The sequence below is a fragment of the Pseudomonas sp. rhizo66 genome (genome assembly GCF_031931925.1).
Lineage (GTDB): Bacteria > Pseudomonadota > Gammaproteobacteria > Pseudomonadales > Pseudomonadaceae > Aquipseudomonas.
Genome location: NZ_JAUJWZ010000002.1, coordinates 209,672 through 228,910 on the forward strand (window position 1 = coordinate 209,672; position 19,239 = coordinate 228,910).

The following is a 19,239-nucleotide window of genomic DNA, read 5'->3' on the forward strand; positions in this document are numbered from 1 at the left end:
CGCAGGCTTGCAGGCGACATCGCATCGTTTTGTAGAAAATGACCGTGTGATCTTGAACCCGAAGTTTTACTCGGCTTCAGCAGTGCCGTTTCCTACACTCAATCAAGACCCCGCCGACTGTTCAACCTCAAAAACTCATCTGCCACTGCCCGATCAGACCGTGATTGCGGCTATTACTGCCGATCTCACCGCTGTATCCCACACCCAAGGTATGCCGCGCCGAGATTCCCACATCCAGCCCGGCCTCCAGCACCAGGCTGTCGCGATCCAGCGAGCTGCCATCGACACTGAACGCTGTGCCGCCGGTCACGAACGCCTGGCGCGTGGAGCTGCTGACATCGCCATAGGTGTGTTTCCAGCCAGCAGCCATGCGCGGGGTCACGCTCATGCCGTTGTCCAGGCTGTTCAGGTGCGCCAGGCGCAGGCCGAAGGTGCTGCTGAAGTTGTCCTGGGTCTGGCTGTCGACTTGCAGCGCGGCGGCGCCACCCTTTTCCTGGTAGCGGTCGCGGTGGTAGCGCTGATAGCCGAGGCTGGCGAACGGCTCGGCGCTGAGGCGGCCGCTGCCCATGGCGTAGCCGAGTTCGGCGAAGGCTTGCTGACTGTCGGCGTCGTAATCGCCTTTGGGGCGGTCGCTGAAACCATTGAAGGCGATGGTGCGTTTGCTTTCACCCTGATGGCCGCTGTACGCCGCGCCCAGACGCAGCGACATCGGGCCGTTCTGATGCAATGCATAGACACCGGCGTGCCAGCTCTCGACGTTGCCGTCGACGCCGGTCGCGTCCAGATCGGTTTTCGAATAGCCGCCCAGTACGCCCAGGCGCCATGCCGGGTTCAGTGACCAGTCGGCGCCCAGCACGCTGCCCTTGGTGCGTTGTTCGAGACCACTGCTGCCGTGTTCGCCATCGAGCTTGCCGTAGCCGCCGATGCCTTGCAGCCAGAGGCGCCCGCGAGCATTCGGATCATTCAGATTGCGCGCCTCGGACGGCACGCCATTGGCTGCCAGTACGGGTGTGTCGCGCTGATCAAGGCCGACCAGCAGTCCCGGGCTGACGCCCATTTGCTGCATTGCCGAGAGCATGCTGCTGCCGACCTGACTGCTGGCGCCGAGGGTGGCGCTGGTCAGGTTGGCGTTGCTGGTGCCGGCCAGTTGTTCGATCGCCGCACCCGCACTGCTTTGGCTGGTATTGAGCAAGGCGTTGTACAAGGCGTTGTCTTTGCCGATCGAGGCGAGGCTGTTGGCGGCGTTGCTGCCGTTGCCGGACGTGGCGAACGCATTGAACGCTACGTCATTGCGGGTGTAGGTCAGATCGACCTGCGTCGGCGTGTAGGCGAGGGTCGGCGTCAGGAACGCATAGTCGCTGCTGACCTTGCCGAAGGTGCCGTTGACCTGCGCCGCTTGCAGCACCGTGTAGTGGCTCTGCCAGGGATAGGTGCCAATGCCGGGATTGACGGCGAGCGTTGCGCCGTTGAGGTTGGCGATGCCGCCGACCTGTACCGGCGCGCTGCTGCCGTCGGCGTTGACGCCATAGGCGAGGGTGGCTGCGCTGCCCATGTTCAAATCACGAACGATCGTGGCGCGGCCGAGGCTGGTGTCGGTGCGCAACGTGCCGTTGACGTTCAGATTGCCCACCGAACCGCCACCGGCATACACACCGCCGGCATCCACGCTCAGGTTGCCAGCGATGCTGCCTTGGTTGATCAGGGTGGCGCCGTTGCGCACCGCGCCGCCGTCGCTGAAATCATCATGTCCGGTCAGCGTCCACGCGCCTTGCTTGACCTCCAGCCATTCGAAATTGCGACTGGCGCCGAAGCTGCCACCGGCCGCGTCATCCATCACCACCCGGTCGTAACCGCTGCCGCCATCCACCACGCCGACAAAGCGACTGCCGTTGCGCAAGGTCAGGCTGTCGTTACCGCCGCCCAGATCCAGCGCCAGGCCATTGCTGCCGCTGATCGTGCCGCCGTTGATGACGTTGTCGGCGAAATCACCGACGAACTTCACGCCGAAACCGTTGAGGCCTTGAATGGTGCCGAAGTTTTCCAGGGTGGTCGCCGCCAGCCCCGAACCGCCACTGCCATCGTCGACCAGAATGGCGCTGTCAGCCCCGCTGATCAGCGCGCCGCTGGCGTTGAGAATGTAGCCGCCACCCAGCGCGATACCTTCGCTGCCGTTGGCGAAACCGCCCTTGTCCACACCGCCCGCACCGACGCCCTGAATGGTCCCGTAGTTTTCGATATGGGCAATCTTGTCGATGTCGACACCGTCGCCGTCACCGTTCGCTTGCAAGCCTGAGTAGGCCCCGGTGATGGTGCCGTGGTTGATCACCGTGCCATCGCCGTCGGAACCGAAGCCGGAACCGTTGCGGCCAGTAATCTGCCCGTAGTTGGTCAGCGTCGCGCCAAGATCGGTGGTGATGCCATGCCGGCCGCCGGAAATCACCCCGTAGTTGGTCACGCTGACACCGCTTGCAGAATCGATATCGATGCCGTCGAACTTCTCGTCGGTATTGTGCGAATCGCCGGACGAAATCTCGCCATAGTTGCTGATCGTCGCATTCGCGCCGGTCTTCATGCCGTCGCTGGCGTCGCCGCGAATCAGCCCGCCGACGCGGTTGATAATGGTGGTCTTCACGCCGTCACTGCGCAGCGCATCGAGATCCAGTCCCTGGCCGGTGGTGGAGCGAATCACGCCGCTGTTGTCGATCAACAGGCTGCCGCTGACAAAGTTGCTGTCGATACGCAGCGCGTCGTTGGCACCGAGAATCTGCCCGCCGCTGCGGTTGTAAATCGTGTAGTTGCGCGCCTGGGTCAGGTCGCCACTGCTGTCGATGGCCCGGCCACCGCTGGAAACGATTTTGCCGGCGTTGTCGATCACCACACCGGCACCGCTGGTCTTGTCTTTCAGGCTCACGGCCTTGCCGCTGTTGGTGATGCTGCCCGGCGCGGAAATCGTCAACGTGTCGCTGCCACCCAGGGTTTGCGCTGCAGTGGTGGCGGTGTCGATCTGCACGGTTTTAGCGTTTGCCGACGTAGCGGTGATCAATAGGGCAATGGCGAGAGACAGACGCTGAGGCGGGAACGGCATGGGTGGACGGCCTTTTTGTTATAAGCGGGCCGTCCTGTATAGCGAAGGGTTTTTACAGAATGATGTCTTTGAGGTGATGAGTCACTGATCACGACGCACGTAAGCCTTACCGTAATGCCGCTCCATGCGCGCTTGAATCAACTCCAGGCCAATCGACATCAGCCAGTAAATGATCGCCGCCGTCGTCAGCATTTCGATGTAGCGGTAGCTTGAGCGTCCGTAGGACTGGGCGAGAAACATCACTTCCCAGACCCCCATCACCGAAATCAGTGACGAGTCCTTGAGCATCGAGATGAACTGGTTGGTCGTGGGCGGGATGATCGTGCGCATGGCTTGCGGCAGGGTGATGCGCCAGAAAATCACCGTCTCGCGCATTCCCAAGGCCAGTGAAGCTTCGCGCTGGCCGTGGTCGACACCGAGGATGCCGGCGCGGAAGATTTCGCTGAGATAGGCGCCGTAGTTCAACGACAGGGCAATGATGCCCGCGACGATGGCGCCAGGCACGATGCCCAGTTGCGGCAAGCCCAGGTAGATCAGCAGGATCTGGATGAGCAGTGGCGTGCCGCGAAAGAACGAGGTGTAAAAACTGGCGATGCCGAACGCCACGGCGCTTTTCGACAGCCGCGCCAATGCCGTGACGAAGCCCAGCAGGGACGAGGCAACAATCGAGCACATACACAGGAAAAGCGTCAGCGCCGCACCCTGCAAAAAGCCGTTGGGCGCGAGGTGCAGGCCGACCAGATTCGGCAGTTTGTCGAGGATGATCGAGAACTTCAGGTCGAAGCTCAGGAAGAACCCGGCGAACAGACAGAACAGCGCTGCCCACGTCAGGTACAGCCGCGTACGAAAACCGAACAAGCGTTGCAGGCGTGATTCAGCCACCGGTTGCGGTGGCTGTGGAGGTGTCGGGAAAGAAGTCATTGGCTGATATCAGCACCGATCCATTTTTGCGACAGCTTGCTCAGGGTGCCGTCCTGTTTCAGTTGCGCGAACACCTCGCGAACTTTGGCATCCCATTGCGCGTCACCCTTTTCGATGGCCACCGAATTCGGTTCCGAATACAACGGCGCCCCCGCCAGTTTGAAGCGTTTGTCCTCGTTAAGGCGTGGTTGCGCGGTGACGAGGTTGGTGAGGATGGCATCCAGGCGCACGCCGGCGCCCAGACCCAAATCCTGGAAGGCGACGTTGTCGGTGTCATACGGCGCGATCTGCACATCGTCGAACGGATACTGCAACTGCGTGTCTTCGGCGCCTTCGATGACCAGGTTCTTGTTCAGATAGCTTTCGTAACTGGACGCGCTGGTGAGGCCGACTTTTTTGCCGCTCAGATCTTTGGCAGCGTGGATCCGCTCATCCTTGGCGTTGACCACAATCACTGCCGGCGAGGCGTAGTACTCGACCGGGAAATCGAACACTTCGGCGCGGGCCTTGCTCGGTGTCATCGAGCAGATGCAGATGTCGTAGCGCCCGCTCCAGCGGCCGGCGGCAATGACGTCCCACGACGGCGTTTCGAGTCGCAACTTGACGCCTAACTTGTCAGCCACGGCTTTGGCGACATCCACGTCGAAGCCATCGAGCTGGTTTTGGTCATTGAGAAACGAGAACGGCGGATAGCTTTCCATCAGTACGCCAACCAGTTCTTTCTTTTGCTCGATACGGTCCAGCGTAGTGCCACCAAAGGCTTGCGTGGAGGCGGCCAGAATGGTCAGGCCCAAGGCCAGTAGCGGTTGAAATTTCACAGTCGATCCCTGAGCAAAAAAGAGGTTGTTATTAACCGGATGGTGCGTATTAAATAGTTATAAGAACGACTCTGATAGTGAGTTATTTTCATAAGCATATGAGTGAAAAGCATATGGGCGCAGGAAGCACGATTATTCTCGATGGCGGCATGGGCCGTGAGTTGCAGCGCGCCGGGGCGCCATTTCGTCAACCGGAGTGGTCAGCGCTGGCGTTGAGCGAGGCGCCGCAAGCGGTCGAGGCGGTACATGCCGCTTATATCGCCAGTGGCGCCAACGTGATTACCACCAACAGTTACGCCGTGGTGCCGTTCCATATTGGCGAAGAGCGTTTCGCCGCTGAAGGGCAGGCGCTGGCAGCATTGGCCGGTGAGCTGGCGCGGCGTGCGGTGCAGGCCTCGGGGAAATCCGTGCGAGTGGCCGGCTCATTGCCGCCGCTGTTTGGCTCCTATCGTCCGGATCTGTTCAACGCCGAGCGAGTGACCGAGTTGCTGGCGCCCTTGGTCGATGGCCTGGCACCGCACGTTGATCTGTGGCTGGCGGAAACCCAGAGTTCGATCGTCGAGGCGCGCGCCATTCGCGCCGGGTTGCCGAAGGATGGCAAACCGTTCTGGTTGTCGTTCACCTTGAAGGACGAGGACACTGATGAAGTGCCGCGCCTGCGCTCTGGTGAGCCCGTCGCCGAAGCCGCTGCAGTGGCGGCCGAGTTGGGCGTCGAGACATTGTTGTTCAATTGCAGTCAGCCGGAAGTGATCGGTGCCGCGATTGATGCCGCGCGTGACACCTTCGAGCGTCTGGGGGTGAACATTCACCTTGGCGCCTATGCCAATGCGTTTCCGCCGCAGCCAAAAGAGGCAACCGCCAATGACGGACTCGATCCGTTGCGCGATGACCTGGATCCGCCGGGTTACTTGCACTGGGCGATTGACTGGCAGCAGCGCGGTGCCAGCCATTTGGGCGGTTGCTGCGGGATCGGGCCGGAGCACATTGCGGTGCTGGCGCAAAAGCTGGGCTGAAAATAGATCAAAAGATCGCAGCCTTTGGCAGCTCCAGGGTCAACGTCAATCCCGTGTAGGAGCTGCCGCAGGCTGCGATCTTTTGCTTTTCAGATAATCAGGAACGGCACTCGACCAAACCTTTCACCTGCCCGTCGGGCGTCTGATTTTCATCCGACAGCCACCGCTCGAAACCTGCCGCAATTGCCGGCCACTCGCCATCCAGAATCGAGTACCACGCGGTGTCGCGGTTCTGCCCTTTGACCACCATATGCTGGCGAAACACACCCTCAAAGCTGAAACCCAAACGCTCGGCGGCGTACTTGGAGCGGGCGTTGCCGTTGTTGCATTTCCATTCGAGGCGACGGTAGCCGAGGTCGAAGGAATATCTGGCCAACAGGTACACCGCTTCGGTGCTTCTCGGCGAGCGTTGCATCGGCGCGCCGAAGGTGACGTGACCGATTTCGATGCGGCCCTGGGCCGGGACAATCGACATCAGGCTGAGGATGCCTTGCACCTGACCGCTGGCGCGATCAACGACGCTGAAGAAATACGGGTCGCTGGCCGCCGCGTGGTTGTTCAGCCATGCGTCGAACGCTGTGCGCTCCGGGAATGGGCCATAGGGCAGATAATCCCAGAGTTTCGGGTCGGCACCGGGGCCTTCGAGGGCGGCGAACAGCTGGTCACCGTGGCGCGCCGGGTCGAGTCTTTCCAGACGAATGAAACGCCCTTCAAGCAATGTGGCAGTGGGGGCGGGGACGCCTTTCCAGTCAGCGAGTGAAGCGGTCATGCGTGCGTCTCCTTAAAGGGCTTTGCGAAACTGGATGAAGCCCGGGCGTTCGGCGATGCGCTCATAGAGCTGGATCGCGGTGGCGTTGGTTTCGTGGGTCAGCCAGTGCACTTTGCAGCAGCCGTCAGCCTTGGCCGTGGCGTAAACGTGTTCGATCAGCAGACGGCCGACGCCAGTGCCGCGAGTTTCTGGCGCAACCAGCAAGTCTTGCAGGTAGCAGGAGTTTTCAATACTCCAGTTCGAGCGATGGTAGATGTAATGCACCATGCCCACCGCTTTGCCATCGGACCAGGCGAGGGCGGCGTGCGTTGGTTCGTTCGGGTCGAGAAAGCGCTGCCAGGTGCTTTCCGTCACCGCTTCTGGCAGCTCGGTGTTGTAGAAACGCAGATAGGCCTGCCACAGCGGCAACCACGCGGCGTGGTCGTCGACGCTGACCGGGCGAATATCGATCTGACTCATGGTGATTTCCTTAGCGCATCAGTCGGGCGAGGGTTTGATCATTGATTTCCGGGCTGGCGGCCAGGCCTTCGCGCACGCCGGCAATGTCTTCGGCGCTGCGGTTCTGGCTGAGCTTGCGCTTGCCTTCGAGACGGTCGATGGGAATGGCAAATCCGACGATCGCTTTGAGCATGCCGTCGATGTAGTCGGCGGGCGCATCGGCGACTGCCCACGGCTGTGCGCGGCCGGCTTCATGGCGGTCGGTGAGGGTGCAGACGATGTCGAGCAGGCGCCCGCCATCGCTGAAGGTTTCGGCGTGGCCATAGGCATGCACGGCGATGTAGTTCCAGGTCGGCACGACTTTGCCGTGTTCGGCTTTGCTCGGGTAAAAGCCCGGGCTGACATAGGCATCGGCGCCGGCAAAGATCAGCATCGCTTCGGCGCCGTCGCGCAGGTCTTTCCACTGTGGGTTGGCGCGGGCCAGGTGCCCGTACAGCGTGCCGTACTCGCCTTGTTCGCAATGCAGCAGCACCGGTACATGACTGGCCTGCAGGCCGCTTTCGCCATGGGTCACCAGAATGGCGAGACGAGTAGCGAGGATCAGTTCGTGCAGTTGGGACAGGTCTTCGATGGCAAAGGCGCGTGGCGTGTACATGGACAGATTTTCCTTGGCGAATGCCAGCATCGTAGGCAGGCTATTGGTCTGTTGTAAGAGCCATTGATGACCAATTTCATAGGTCCATTGTCATGCCCGAGTCGCCGCCGCTATCCATGCCCTTCAACCCTGCCGGAATCGAGCTTGATCGACGCCAGGGTTTGAGCCGTCAGCTGTATCAGGCTTTGCGCCTGCGCGTACTGGATGGACGGCTGGCAAGTGGCACACGGTTGCCGGCCAGTCGCGATCTGGCGGCGGCGTTGGGGATTTCGCGCAACAGCGTCGTGCGCGCCTACGATCAACTGTATGCCGAAGGCTTTATCGAAGGGCGAGTAGGGGACGGGACCTACGTCGCACAGTTGATGCCGGCAGGGACCTCGTCAGAAAAACTATCCACAAAAGTATCCACAGGGTTTTCAACAGGCTTACCCACAGACTTATCCACAAATTGGCTGGATTTACCTGTGATTCCATCCAGTAAAGTTATCCACAGTGGTGGTTTTTCCCGCATCGAAAACAACCATTTACCCAGACCGCCGAGTGGTCCACCGCGCGCTTTTCGGGTCGGGGTTCCAGCGTTTGATCTGTTCCCGTTTGAGGTGTGGGCCAAGCTGAATGCGGCTTTCTGGCGCAAACCGGATCTGGAGCAATTGTGCTATGGCGATCCGTCTGGCGATGCGCGTTTGCGCGCGATGATCGCCGCCTACTTGCGCAGTTCGCGTGGCATGCAGTGTTCGGCTGAACAAATTGTGATCACCAGCGGCGCCCAACAAGGCATCAGCCTTTGTGCACAGTTGCTGGTGGAGCCCGGCGATGGCGTGGCAATCGAGAATCCGGGCTACCGCGCGGCCGGTCATGCGTTCGCGGTGGCGGGAGGTCGTTTGCATGGTATTGCGGTGGACGAAGAGGGCATGGACTGCTCGGCGCTGTCGGCCACCCACGATTGTCGAGTGGTCTATGTGACGCCCTCTCATCAGTACCCGACCGGCGTAGTGATGAGCCTTGCCCGGCGCCTTGAGTTGCTTGCCTGGGCCGAGCGCAACCAAGGCTGGATTGTCGAGGATGACTACGATGGCGAATACCGCTACACCGGTGCACCGCTGGCGCCGTTGGCGGCACTCGATCGACAGGGGCGAGTTCTGTATGTCGGCACCTTCGGCAAGGTTGCCTTTCCGGCATTGCGCCTCGGTTATCTGGTGCTGCCCCCGGCGCTGGTGGATGCCTTCTCGCAACGCCGGGCAGTGGATGTCCGCCATTCCGAGGTGAGTACCCAAGCGGTGATGGCCGAGTTCATGGCAGCCGGGCATTTCCAGCGGCATATCCGGCGCATGCGCCGCGCCGCCCTGAGCCGCCGCAATACCCTGCTCGAGGGTTGGCCGACCGTCCTCGACGGGGTGGGCGATTTGCCCGCTGTCTCGGCGGGGCTGCACCTGACCGTGGCCGTGGACAGCATCGAGCGTGAGCAGCAATTGATTGCGCAAGCGGCTGGCGTCGACGTCGAGATCAACGGCTTGAGCCGTTACTGGCTGCCGGACTCCACGACAGCGTCGGACCAGCGCGCCGGGCTGGTCCTGGGCTTTGCGGCCGTCCCTGAACCTGACATTACAGCGGCGCTGAAGCGCTTGCGGCAGGTTTGGCAGGCGTGAAGAACAGACGCTCGGCTGACTGCCGGGAAACCTCGCTGCGATGGATTTCGATGAGCTGCGTACTGCTGAGATTGCTCGGTTCGTAGGAGCCGCCCAAGTGTCGTTGCGCAACTGTTTTCATATGCCCGGCGGTGAACGAAGCGGCGGAAGCGTCGGCACTGTTGTAGTGGAAATGGGCGTAACACAGCACCTTGCCGGTGTGGGTATCGCGTACTTCGTACTCGTCTAGAAAATCTTTTGTACGACCTTTGAGCCGGCGACGGGTGATGGTTTGAGTGATCTTCACTTCACCTTTGTCTTTGAGCCATTGGACCCCCGCCGCACTCGGCGGCTGTTGCTTGATCAGTCTGATGCGGGTGCTGGTACCTTTTTCGTCGAGGGCGTTAGCGGCCTGATCAAGCTTGTGCCCGAGTTCTTCGGTGGGTTTTTTGAGGTCCGCAGTCAGATTGCTCGCGGTCAGGGCTTCATCGAGAGCCGCATTGGCTTCGCGCAAGGCAGCGGCATGTCTGTGGTATTCCTCCTCGACTTCGACCGGTATCCGCCGCCCTCGTTTGAGCTGAGCCTCGATCCGTCGATGGAACGCCGCCAAGCCATCGATCAGGGCCTGGCCTTCACGAATGCTGGTATTGAGCGTGGGGCTGGCCTTGGCCGGTTTGGGTTGGGTCTTGCGCTGTTCCACCCAAACACCGGGTGACTCTTCCTGGAATGTGGCGATGACCCCGGTCAGGGTGGTTCGCACCTCTACCTGGTCGGCGTCCTGACCTTTGATGCGCTGTTTCCGTTCGCCGACCACCGTGCCTCTGGACTTGGTTTTGATGATCCGCCGCGTCGAAGATGATGCAGGTCGGGATCTGGAAGTCCCGGGCTCTTGCTCCAGCAAGTGCTTGTAGCGCAGCAGCTCGACCAATTTTTCATCTGTGCGGACCTTGAACGCGATCACCCGGTTGCGCACATGCTCAAGTCGTGCGGTATTGATCTGCTCGGGATAATCGATGAGCAGATCGCCAAAGCGTTGATCGATGGCGGAAAATCGTTCGGCCACGTTGCTCAGGACAGCCGTGCGTTCGCGTAGGTTGTCGAGGCTTTCATCCGCGGTCAGATTCAGCGTGCTCTGGATGCTCAGCGCAGCGTCTTCGATGAGATTGGCCAGTGTCCGATAGGCATTGGCGGTGTTCGCTGTTGCACCGGCCTTGATGCAGATCTCCTGGCCGAGACTGATCTGCAAGAGTTTGAGGTCGTTCAGATCATATTCAGGCAACGAGTTGCGATAGGTGTGCACGACCTCGACAGCTTTTTTCCCCAACAACTTCAGTTCGTCAAAACGGCTCTGCGCCAACTCCGTTTTTTCAATGATGGCTTGGGTCTGTTCGGTCATTTCTTCGAAGATCCGCACAAACGCCTGTGGTGCGAAGCCGGCTTCATTGGCAAGCATTACCTTCATTATGCTCAGGTTGGCGTCGAACTCCGTGGCATGCAGGTCGAGCCATTCCTGCCCAAGAAACAGCTGCATCTGCAGCCGTTGAATCATGACGGTGCGGTAGTTGGGAATGGGCTCCATTTGGTTCAACTCCTTGATCTGCTCAATGTTCGCACCGTACGCCTTGTGCTGTGAATCGAGCGTCGTCAGGTATTGCTCGCGCGCCTGTGCGCGTGCTGGCGCGAGCGCTGCATTGAAGTTGTCGTGGTCGGCGTCACGTTGAATGCTCTTGGCTTCCATCGTTGCGTCGAACGCACTGATTTCGGCGGTCAGTTGCCTGGCATGAGGTTTGTTGGCGCTTTGAGCGTTCTCGAGAGCGCTGTCGAGTCCGCCACCGCGCAAGCGCAATCGAAGGTCGACCACCCATTGGCCGTTGGCAGTGCGCGCCAGTGGCGGGCCGTTACGCGGCAATTGCTGGCGCGAGTCGATGATCTGCACTTGATCGTGTTCATTGATCACCACCTCAAACCAGCGCGTGCCCACGGGGGCGTACCATTTGTTCTGATGAGCGTAGAGGTGCTGGTGCGTGCCCTCTCTGGCGGCGTCGCCGATGTCTTTGGGTTTGGCGATCTGCAAACCGTCGAGCAGCGCTGCCAGCGCGACCGGAGATCGTTTCAGTGCGGTAAAAGGGTTGACCACCATCTCATGCGCGATGGGCAGCTCGGTGCTGGAAATGTCCGGCAATTGCAGCGGTTTGCTGACAACGAGGTCGGTTGTGACGGTGGGTGTCGGTTCTTCCACAGGGATCGGCTCGCTGCGTGGCTTGTCGCCCACCGCTGCGCGATGAGCGAGCACCATGCCCAACGCCAGCAGCATGTCAGCGAGGGCTGTCCAGGCCATCTTGCCCGGTTGCTCATTAGCGACGTCGCTGATTTCCTGCAGGTCGTCCATCATCTGCCAGATCCACGCCGCCGTGCCGACGCTGCGCCCCAGGAACGGTAAAGCCGCGTTGAACATCAGCCAGCCGCCGTGTTTAAGGGTGGCCCAGCGTGCTTCTGCATCAGAGACCGATTGGCGGTCAGCCTGGGTAATGACCGCTTGCACATTGCTGTTATGCAGAGTCGCCAGTACATCGTAACCAATCGCAGCAGTTGCCAGTGCGACAGGGCCGGACATGTCGAGGGCGGTGAACGGATTCACCAGCAATTGCGGGATCGTCCAGACCGAAGGCAGTCGGGCGGTGAAGACGAACTGGCTGTAGTTGAAGCGCACATCGTCCGGCAACCAGGCCAGGATCGATTCGCGCAGATCGCGTGAATGCTGGATCTCGTACAGCAAGTTGGCGTGCGAGGGGAATTGCATCAACGGCGTTTCGAACAGCGGTCGATAGAGCACGCACGGTCCTTTATCGACTTCGCGCGGACCAATGACGAACATGTTCATGACGGTGTCCGCCCGTGAACCGCTGCGATGGGCGAGGAACGCCAGCGGGCGAATAACGATTTCGTTGCGATCGACATGACGCTCATCGTCAGTGCTGGCCAGTGCCGCAACGACATAGCGGTAACCCTGGTCGGTGATGCCGGCCTTGCCCTGTATTTTGTGCTGCAACGCCAGCAGCGGCAGTTCGATGGGCAACTGGCTGGTGTAAAGCCCCTGTAGCGTCGAGGCCTGTTCGCTTTCGTCGATCAGCAGGTTTTTCAGGTGCGCCGGGTAGGTCTTGCCGATATCGACGCGGGTCACCAGTTGTTCCAGATAGCTGGCGGTCATCCACTCAGGCAACACACCGCCATTCTTGTAACGTACGATTTTGTTGCCTGCCGGTTGTCCCGCGAGGTTCTGCAATGCCAGTTCAATGAGTGACAGCGTCTGGGTCTGGGTATTGCCCGGCAAGACGAATGTGCCCCAGACCACCAGACTGGTGATGCTGATTTCGATGTCATCGATCCTTACCTCGCCGGCCTGTGGATGATCCTTGGCGATCAGTCGTTGCAATGCATCGCGGGCAAACGCTTGCAGACTGATGACTTCGTTCTGGAATGATTTTCCCTTGTTCTCATGCTGCACCGTGGTCAGGTCCAGCAAATGCCGGCTGTAACGGGTCTGGTCTGCGGGGGAGGCGTTATCGAGCCAGGCCGGCAGCATCGGCCGCAGGCCCTCGAAATGAGGTTTGAGGCGCGGTGTCGGTGTGCGCGGATCGCCGCCGGTTCCGGTGTGCGGGTACAGCTCGGTGGCGTTCGAGCCCTGAAAGAAATTGATGGCCCCCAGCGCTTCGGCTTCCAGTGCGATCAGCGTGCAGGCCTGGTAGTCGAAGAAATGGCCCTGCGGTTCCACCAGTCGCCATTGCAAACCGGCCCCGGAGGCGCCTTTCCAGTAACGACGGGGCAGGGCTTCTCCGAGTTTTTCCAGTGATTCAAAGCTCTCGAATCCGTGGATCACCGAATGGGTCATGACCAGCGTGCGCTTGCCGCTGGTGCCGATCAGCACGGCGGTATCGAGCAGGGTCACGTGGCTTTGTTGATCGCCCTCGCCGCGATCAAGATCAATCAGGCAGGTACGTGTCTTGTATCTGTCGGTGGGCAGTCGCTGATGTTTCTCGGGATGCTTGTACACCGCTTCGACCATGGCGCGCTGGTCGGCATCCCAGCCATGACTCGCATCGACCTTCCACAAGTTGTGCAAGGCCTGTGACAACTGCTGCCAGCGCGGTTGACCCGGGTAGGTGAATTCGTCCCAGTAATGGACCTGATGTTCCTTGAAGGCAGTGAACAGCAACGGCGCCAGCTCATTGAGCAGTTTGCCGATCGCGCTGATTTTCACCGGTAACTGGATGGCTGACGGCAGGTCGGGCTGCAGGGTCAGATAATGCTCACCGTCGAGATACGCCACGGTGGTGCCGGAAAGACCCAGACGTACCAGTGTGTCGGTCAGCGATTCGATGAGGTGGCGGCCGGGGACGACCTGATCATCCTCAATGACCCAGGTCGGTCTCACGACCATGGCCAATAGCGGGTCGAGATCGAGGTCGGGGTACAACTTCCTGAGCGCCGGGCGCAGCGTTTTCGAGGCGACTTCGCGCAGCGAAGGGCCGGTCACCAGTTGGGTCACGACATCGATGGCACTGGGCGAGGGTATTTCGGGCATGGGCAACTCCTGCTCTGATGGGCGCGCCCAAGGGCGACGGTTTCGAGCACGGTAGCGGCGGCCAGCGGGAGGCGTGCGGTACATAGGTATTACGGGCAAAAAAAGACCCGCACGGGCGGGTCTGGTTTTATGCGTGTGGCTTGTGCCTGGTTATTGTTCGAAGCCTTCCAGCACGTTCACCGCGTTGATGCCGATTTCTTCCACGGCGTAACCCCCTTCCATGACGAACAGCGTCGGTTTGCCGAGTGCGGCAATGCGCTTGCCCATCGCCAGATAATCGGGGCTGTCGAGTTTGAACTGCGAGATCGGGTCATCCTTGAAGGTGTCGACGCCCAGCGACACAACGATGACGTCGGCGCCGTAGCGATCGATCTCGTCGCAGGCCTGATCCAGCGCCGCACTCCACACCTCCCAGCCGGAGCCGGCGGGCAGCGGGTAGTTGAAGTTGAAACCTTCACCGGCACCTTCGCCACGCTCATCGTCGTAGCCGAGGAAAAACGGAAATTCTGCTTCCGGGTGGCCGTGGATCGATGTGAAGAGCACGTCGCTGCGCTCGTAGAAAATCGACTGCGTGCCATTGCCGTGGTGATAGTCGACGTCGAGGATCGCGACTTTTTTGTGGCCTTGGTCGAGAAACGCCTGCGCGGCGATCGCAGCGTTATTGAGGTAGCAATAACCGCCCATCAAGTCGCTCGCAGCGTGGTGTCCCGGTGGTCGGCACAACGCGAAGGCACTGCGCGCACCGCGCTGGATCTCTGCTTGTGCGGTCAGCGCGACTTGCGCTGCGCTGTACGCCGCTTGCCAGGTGCCGGCGGTGATCGGTGCGCCACCATCGAAACTGTAATAGCCGAGCTGGCCATGCAGGCTGGTCGGTTTGATTGCACGCAGGGTGCGTGCCGGCCAGGTGTAGGGCAGCAGATCACCGTCGGTGTTGAATTCAGTCCAGCGCGCCCACGCGCCTTGGAAAAAGTCGAGATAGTCGCGGCTGTGGATGCGGGCGATCGGCTCCAGACCAAAATCCTTCGGCGCCTCGACCGGGCCCAGGCTCTGTTTTTTAACGCGTTGCAGCACGTGGTCGGCGCGCGACGGCATCTCGAAACACGGCTTGAGCTGGCCATCGATAAGCTCGCAGCGGCCATGGTGCAGGTGGTGATCGTCCGAGTAGATCGTCAGCATTTGTTGTTCTCCGCAGGGCTGATTCAGTTGCCCCCAGTGTTGCGGCGCGCGGCGAATCGGAGAACGGCAGGAAAGGCCAAAAGGGGATGGATATGGCCAAAAACACTGACCGCAATTCGCCCCTCAGGCCCTGAACTGGCTGGGCGCCACGCCGCTCCAGCGCACGAAGGCATGGCGAAAGCTTGCGGTCTCACTGAAGCCGAGGGTTTCGGCGATGCGGTAGATCGGCAACTGATCCTCGCACAACATCTGCTTGGCGCGCTCGAAGCGTAATTCATCGAGCAGCTCCTGATAGCTGCTGCCCATGTCCTTGAGGTGCCGGCGCAAGGTGCGTGGTGAACACTTCATCTGTTGCGCCAGACCTTCCAGCCCCGGTGCCGCGTTCAGTTGAGCGCTGAGCAACTGGCGGATGCGCCCCAGCCACGCCTGACGCCCGGTGAACTCAAGGTTCTGCTTGCGGCAGCGTTCGGCCATGGCTTGATGGGTGATGGCATCGGCCAGCGGCAGCGGTTGATCGAGCCACTGGCGGTCGAAGGCGAAGGCGTTGTCCTTGGCGCCGAAATGCAGCGGGCTGTCGAAATGCTCGGCATAACTGTCACGATAAACTGGAGCGGCGTGTTCGAAGCGCGTGGCGAGCAAGGGCAGCGGATGCCCGAGCAGGTCATCGCAAATGACTTTCAGCGACACCAGGCAGAACTCGGCATTGAACACCGCCATCGCCGGGCTCTCGCGATAATCGGCGGCGACGAACCAGATGCGCTCGCCGTCGTCTTCCAGACTCAGTTCGAAAAGTGTTCCCAACAGCGCCGGATAACGGATTGCCAGACGCAGAGCGTCACCGAAGGTGGCACAGGTCAGCAGGGCGTAACCGAGGATGCCGTAGCAGGAAACATGCATGCGCCGTCCCAGTTCCAGGCCGATGTCATGCTTGAGCGCGACCGCGTTGGCGCAGACCTGCATCTCCTGATTGGTGGTGATCCGGGTGTCGGCACGGCTGAGGTCCGCCGCACTGATGCCGCTGCCGGCCAGCAACGCCTCGCTCGACAAGCCTTCGGCCTTGAAGGTGTTGAGCACCAGCGAAACAGCGTTGAGGGTGGTGAGGTGGGAGTGGAGCATAAGATCTTCCAGCCTGTAGATGGCAGGAACGCAGCAAGTTGCATGCCGCAGTAGCCCCTCACCCCAGCCCTCTCCCAAAGGGAGAGGGGGCCGATTGGGGGATATTGGCCAGATACGCCGACCTGAAAAAGCTCTGCCGAATCCATAATCGACAACTTTTTTCAGGTCGTCGCATAGCGCAAGACACTAAGGTCAGTCCCCTCTCCCTCTGGGAGAGGGTTAGGGTGAGGGCCGATCCAGAGTCATGCTCAGAGCAGCTCACCACACAGATCCAGTTCGATCAGCCGACGCACTTCTTGAGTTTCAAGGCCAGCACCGAGCAAGCCATGCAACTTGCCGAACGCCGCTTCGCGAGTCATGCCACCACCGGACAACACGCCCACACCGCGCAAGCGGCTGCCCGCCTCGTACACATCCAGCTCGACGCCACCTTCATGGCACTGCGTGACCGCTACCACCACCACGCCGTTATCCCGCGCGCGGCCGAGGCTGGCCAGGAATTGCGGGTTGTCGCTCGGCCCGGTGCCGCTGCCGTAGCACTCCAGCACCAGACCCTGGATGCCGCTGTCGAGAAGGCCGTCGAGCACTTCGGCACTGATACCCGGGAACAACGGCAGCACGGCGACCTTGGCCAGTTGTTTCGGCTGGTTGTAGTTCAACGGCGCTGGAATCGAAGGCGCTTTCACGCCGCCGCCCTGACGCTCCAGTCGTTTGAACGGATGACGGCCAGAACTGCGCACTTTCGCGCAACGGGTTGGCGCCAGCAGCTCGCCGTGGAAGTACAGGTGCACGCCCGGCGCAAGGCCTTGGCCGAGGGCAACCAGCGCACCGCCGAGGTTTTCCCAGGCATCGCTGTCGGTCACGCCCGCCGGCAGCATGGAACCGGTGAAACACACGCGAGCATTCAGCCCCAGTAACTGGAAGCTCATCGCCGCCGCACTGTAAGCCAGGGTGTCGGTGCCGTGCAGGATCAGCACGCTGTCGCAGCCTTGCACATCCACGGCATCGACTACTGCTTCACGCAGTTGCTGCCAATAGGCCGGGGTCATGTTGGCGCTGTCGATCAACGGCGACATTTCACGGAAGCGCCACTGCGGCACAACGAGATCAGGCTGGCTGTGCAGGTAGTCGCGCATCCGCGCTTCGAAACCGGAGGCCGGGGCCAGACCGTTGGCGCTGGCCTGCATGCCGATGGTGCCACCGGTGTAGAGCACCATGACGTGTTGGGCGGCGGGGTAGGTCGACGAATTCATGGGGATTCTCCGAAAGGATGAGGTCCTTGTGGGAGCGAACCTGCTCGCGAAGGGGGCATGCCATTCAACATTAATGTCGACTGTTCAACCGCTATCGCGAGCAGGCTTGCACCCACAGGTATTGCATCACAATAACTGACGGGCGCAGAGGATGCGCCCGTCATTCACCTGTCAGCGTTGCGCTGCAGGCACGCCTTGCGGCTCGGCTTCGGTCTTGCCGGTAGCTGGCGCGTCGGCCGGCCAGGCTTTCAGGTCGAGGTCCAGATCGGAAAATTTGCTGGAGTCGAACACTGGCTGCTTGACGCCGGCGCGGCGCTGCTCGTCGTAGTCGCGCATTACACGCATGCCGACCTTGAACAGCATGGCCAGGGCCATCAGGTTGACGAAGGCCAGGCAGGTCATGGTGATGTCGGCGAAGGCGAACACGGTCGACAGGTCTTGCATCGAACCCCATACCACCAGCGCCAGCACCAGGCCGCGGAAGACCATCAGCAGGGCGCGGTTGCGGCTGAGGAACTGCAGGCTGTTCTCGCCCAGGTAGTAGTTGTAGAGGATGCAGGTGAAGACGAACAGCGACAGCGCGACGCTGACGAAGATGCGGCCCCAGTCACCGACCACGGCGGCCAGCGAGTTCTGGGTCAGGACGATGCCGTCACCTTCGAAGCCCGGGGTGTAGAAGCCCGACAACAGGATCAGCAGCGCGGTGCAGGTGCAGATCACGAAGGTGTCGAGGAACACGCTGAAAGCCTGGACCACGCCCTGGGCGCCCGGGTGTTTCACCGAGGCCACGGCGGCGACGTTCGGCGCACTGCCCAGGCCCGCTTCGTTGGCGAACACGCCACGCTTCACGCCCATGACGATGGCGCTGCCGAGCAGGCCGCCGAAGGCCGGGTCAAGGCCGAAGGCGCTCTTGAAGATGGTTTCCAGCATGGCTGGCACGTGTTCGATCTGGGTGCCGATCACGTACAGGGTCACGCCGATATAGGCCAGGGTCTTGACCGGTACCAGCAAGTCAGACACTGCGGCGATGCGCTTGATGCCGCCGATGAAGGTGATGGCCAGCAGCACCGCCAGGACGATACCGGTGTGGCGCGGATCGAAGTCAAAGGCGTTCTGCAGCGAGTGGGTCACGGTGTAGGACTGCAGGCCAATGAAGGCAAAGCCGTAGGTGACCAGCAGCAGGATCGAGAACACTACCGCCATGCCTTTGAGTTTCAGGCCGTGCTGGATGTAGTAGGCCGGGCCGCCACGGTACAAACCGTCGCCATCGGCGCGTTTGTAGACCTGAGCCAGGGTGCATTCGAAGAAGCTGCTGGACATGCCGACCAGTGCGGTTACCCACATCCAGAACACCGCACCCGGACCACCGAGGGTCACGGCGATGCCGACACCGGCGATGTTGCCGGCACCGACACGGCCGGCGAGGCTGAGCATCAGGGCCTGAAACGAGCTGAGTTGCCCGCCGCTGCTTTTCAGGCTGTCGCGGAACACCGCGAACATGTGGAAGAAGTGGCGCAATTGAACGAAACGCGAGCGAATCGTGAAGTAGCTACCGAGCCCGACAATGAGCACGATCAGTACTTTCCCTGAGAGGAAGTCGTTAATGACTTCGAGCATGGATTTTTCCTCGCTGTTTTTTGTGTGAGCAAATGCTGGATGGAAGAAACATCGTGTTACACCGGTGTGCGCGCGGCACGACGGGTGAGGCGAAGATTTCGTCCCGGTTCCATATCGCGGGTTTGTTATTAGTTCGGGTTTCACATGGGTTATGGCCTCGTTACCGACGAC

Annotated in this window: 13 protein-coding genes; 2 read left to right on the forward strand and 11 right to left on the reverse strand. The window is 60.8% G+C overall.

The features are described 5' to 3' along the window. Window positions 1-127: 127 nt before the first annotated feature. From QZR14_RS02975 to QZR14_RS02985, 3 genes are all read right to left on the reverse strand, one after another. On the reverse strand, window positions 128-3,085 hold the full coding sequence (locus QZR14_RS02975) for an autotransporter outer membrane beta-barrel domain-containing protein (RefSeq protein WP_311995862.1): 2,958 nt from the start codon (window positions 3,083-3,085) through the stop codon (window positions 128-130). 81 nt (window positions 3,086-3,166) lie between these two features. Further along, window positions 3,167-4,006: an amino acid ABC transporter permease gene (locus QZR14_RS02980; protein ID WP_311995863.1), complete on the reverse strand. Its 840-nt coding sequence runs from the start codon at window positions 4,004-4,006 to the stop codon at window positions 3,167-3,169. Next, a complete protein-coding gene (locus tag QZR14_RS02985; protein ID WP_064389623.1) occupies window positions 4,003-4,824 on the reverse strand; it encodes an ABC transporter substrate-binding protein in 822 nt (273 codons plus the stop codon). Before QZR14_RS02985 ends, QZR14_RS02980 begins: the two co-directional genes overlap by 4 nt. 113 nt (window positions 4,825-4,937) lie before the next feature. On the opposite strand from QZR14_RS02985, the gene QZR14_RS02990 reads away from it, so the two are divergent. After that, complete coding sequence (locus QZR14_RS02990) at window positions 4,938-5,837, forward strand: homocysteine S-methyltransferase family protein (protein WP_311995864.1); 900 nt, start codon at window positions 4,938-4,940, stop codon at window positions 5,835-5,837. Between the two features lie 97 nt (window positions 5,838-5,934). Here the strand turns inward: QZR14_RS02990 and QZR14_RS02995 are convergent, their stop codons facing one another. The 3 genes from QZR14_RS02995 to QZR14_RS03005 are packed head-to-tail and all read right to left on the reverse strand — an operon-like array spanning window position 5,935 to window position 7,699. Continuing rightward, window positions 5,935-6,606 (reverse strand): GNAT family N-acetyltransferase, encoded by a 672-nt coding sequence (locus QZR14_RS02995; protein ID WP_250605621.1) that lies wholly within the window; start codon window positions 6,604-6,606, stop codon window positions 5,935-5,937. A gap of 12 nt (window positions 6,607-6,618) precedes the next feature. After that, window positions 6,619-7,065 (reverse strand): GNAT family N-acetyltransferase, encoded by a 447-nt coding sequence (locus QZR14_RS03000; RefSeq protein ID WP_250605622.1) that lies wholly within the window; start codon window positions 7,063-7,065, stop codon window positions 6,619-6,621. A gap of 10 nt (window positions 7,066-7,075) precedes the next feature. Further along, window positions 7,076-7,699 (reverse strand): FMN-binding negative transcriptional regulator, encoded by a 624-nt coding sequence (locus QZR14_RS03005; RefSeq protein ID WP_311995865.1) that lies wholly within the window; start codon window positions 7,697-7,699, stop codon window positions 7,076-7,078. Window positions 7,700-7,791: 92 nt separating this feature from the next. On the opposite strand from QZR14_RS03005, the gene pdxR reads away from it, so the two are divergent. After that, complete coding sequence (gene pdxR / locus QZR14_RS03010; protein ID WP_311995866.1) at window positions 7,792-9,345, forward strand: MocR-like pyridoxine biosynthesis transcription factor PdxR; 1,554 nt, start codon at window positions 7,792-7,794, stop codon at window positions 9,343-9,345. Here the strand turns inward: pdxR and QZR14_RS03015 are convergent. The 5 genes from QZR14_RS03015 to QZR14_RS03035 all read right to left on the reverse strand — a co-directional run bounded on the left by QZR14_RS03015 (window position 9,302) and on the right by QZR14_RS03035 (window position 19,068). Next, window positions 9,302-13,906 (reverse strand): dermonecrotic toxin domain-containing protein, encoded by a 4,605-nt coding sequence (locus QZR14_RS03015; protein WP_311995867.1) that lies wholly within the window; start codon window positions 13,904-13,906, stop codon window positions 9,302-9,304. The genes pdxR and QZR14_RS03015 overlap by 44 nt on opposite strands. A 150-nt stretch (window positions 13,907-14,056) precedes the next feature. Next, on the reverse strand, window positions 14,057-15,082 hold the full coding sequence (locus tag QZR14_RS03020; protein ID WP_250605626.1) for a histone deacetylase family protein: 1,026 nt from the start codon (window positions 15,080-15,082) through the stop codon (window positions 14,057-14,059). A gap of 123 nt (window positions 15,083-15,205) precedes the next feature. Further along, window positions 15,206-16,198 (reverse strand): AraC family transcriptional regulator, encoded by a 993-nt coding sequence (locus QZR14_RS03025; RefSeq protein WP_311995868.1) that lies wholly within the window; start codon window positions 16,196-16,198, stop codon window positions 15,206-15,208. A 248-nt stretch (window positions 16,199-16,446) separates the two neighbouring features. Next, a complete protein-coding gene (locus QZR14_RS03030; protein ID WP_311995869.1) occupies window positions 16,447-17,451 on the reverse strand; it encodes an asparaginase in 1,005 nt (334 codons plus the stop codon). A gap of 171 nt (window positions 17,452-17,622) precedes the next feature. Further along, window positions 17,623-19,068: an alanine/glycine:cation symporter family protein gene (locus QZR14_RS03035; protein ID WP_250605629.1), complete on the reverse strand. Its 1,446-nt coding sequence runs from the start codon at window positions 19,066-19,068 to the stop codon at window positions 17,623-17,625. Window positions 19,069-19,239 lie beyond the last annotated feature (171 nt).

Coding starts and splice junctions, on each gene's coding strand:
- QZR14_RS02975 (WP_311995862.1), bottom strand. CDS start 3,085: ATGCCGTTCCCGCCTCAGCGTCTGTCTCTCGCCATTGCCCTATTGATC.
- QZR14_RS03015 (WP_311995867.1), bottom strand. CDS start 13,906: ATGCCCGAAATACCCTCGCCCAGTGCCATCGATGTCGTGACCCAACTG.
- pdxR (WP_311995866.1), top strand. CDS start 7,792: ATGCCCGAGTCGCCGCCGCTATCCATGCCCTTCAACCCTGCCGGAATC.
- QZR14_RS03005 (WP_311995865.1), bottom strand. CDS start 7,699: ATGTACACGCCACGCGCCTTTGCCATCGAAGACCTGTCCCAACTGCAC.
- QZR14_RS03035 (WP_250605629.1), bottom strand. CDS start 19,068: ATGCTCGAAGTCATTAACGACTTCCTCTCAGGGAAAGTACTGATCGTG.
- QZR14_RS02995 (WP_250605621.1), bottom strand. CDS start 6,606: ATGACCGCTTCACTCGCTGACTGGAAAGGCGTCCCCGCCCCCACTGCC.
- QZR14_RS03020 (WP_250605626.1), bottom strand. CDS start 15,082: ATGCTGACGATCTACTCGGACGATCACCACCTGCACCATGGCCGCTGC.
- QZR14_RS03025 (WP_311995868.1), bottom strand. CDS start 16,198: ATGCTCCACTCCCACCTCACCACCCTCAACGCTGTTTCGCTGGTGCTC.
- QZR14_RS03000 (WP_250605622.1), bottom strand. CDS start 7,065: ATGAGTCAGATCGATATTCGCCCGGTCAGCGTCGACGACCACGCCGCG.
- QZR14_RS02990 (WP_311995864.1), top strand. CDS start 4,938: ATGGGCGCAGGAAGCACGATTATTCTCGATGGCGGCATGGGCCGTGAG.
- QZR14_RS03030 (WP_311995869.1), bottom strand. CDS start 17,451: ATGAATTCGTCGACCTACCCCGCCGCCCAACACGTCATGGTGCTCTAC.
- QZR14_RS02980 (WP_311995863.1), bottom strand. CDS start 4,006: ATGACTTCTTTCCCGACACCTCCACAGCCACCGCAACCGGTGGCTGAA.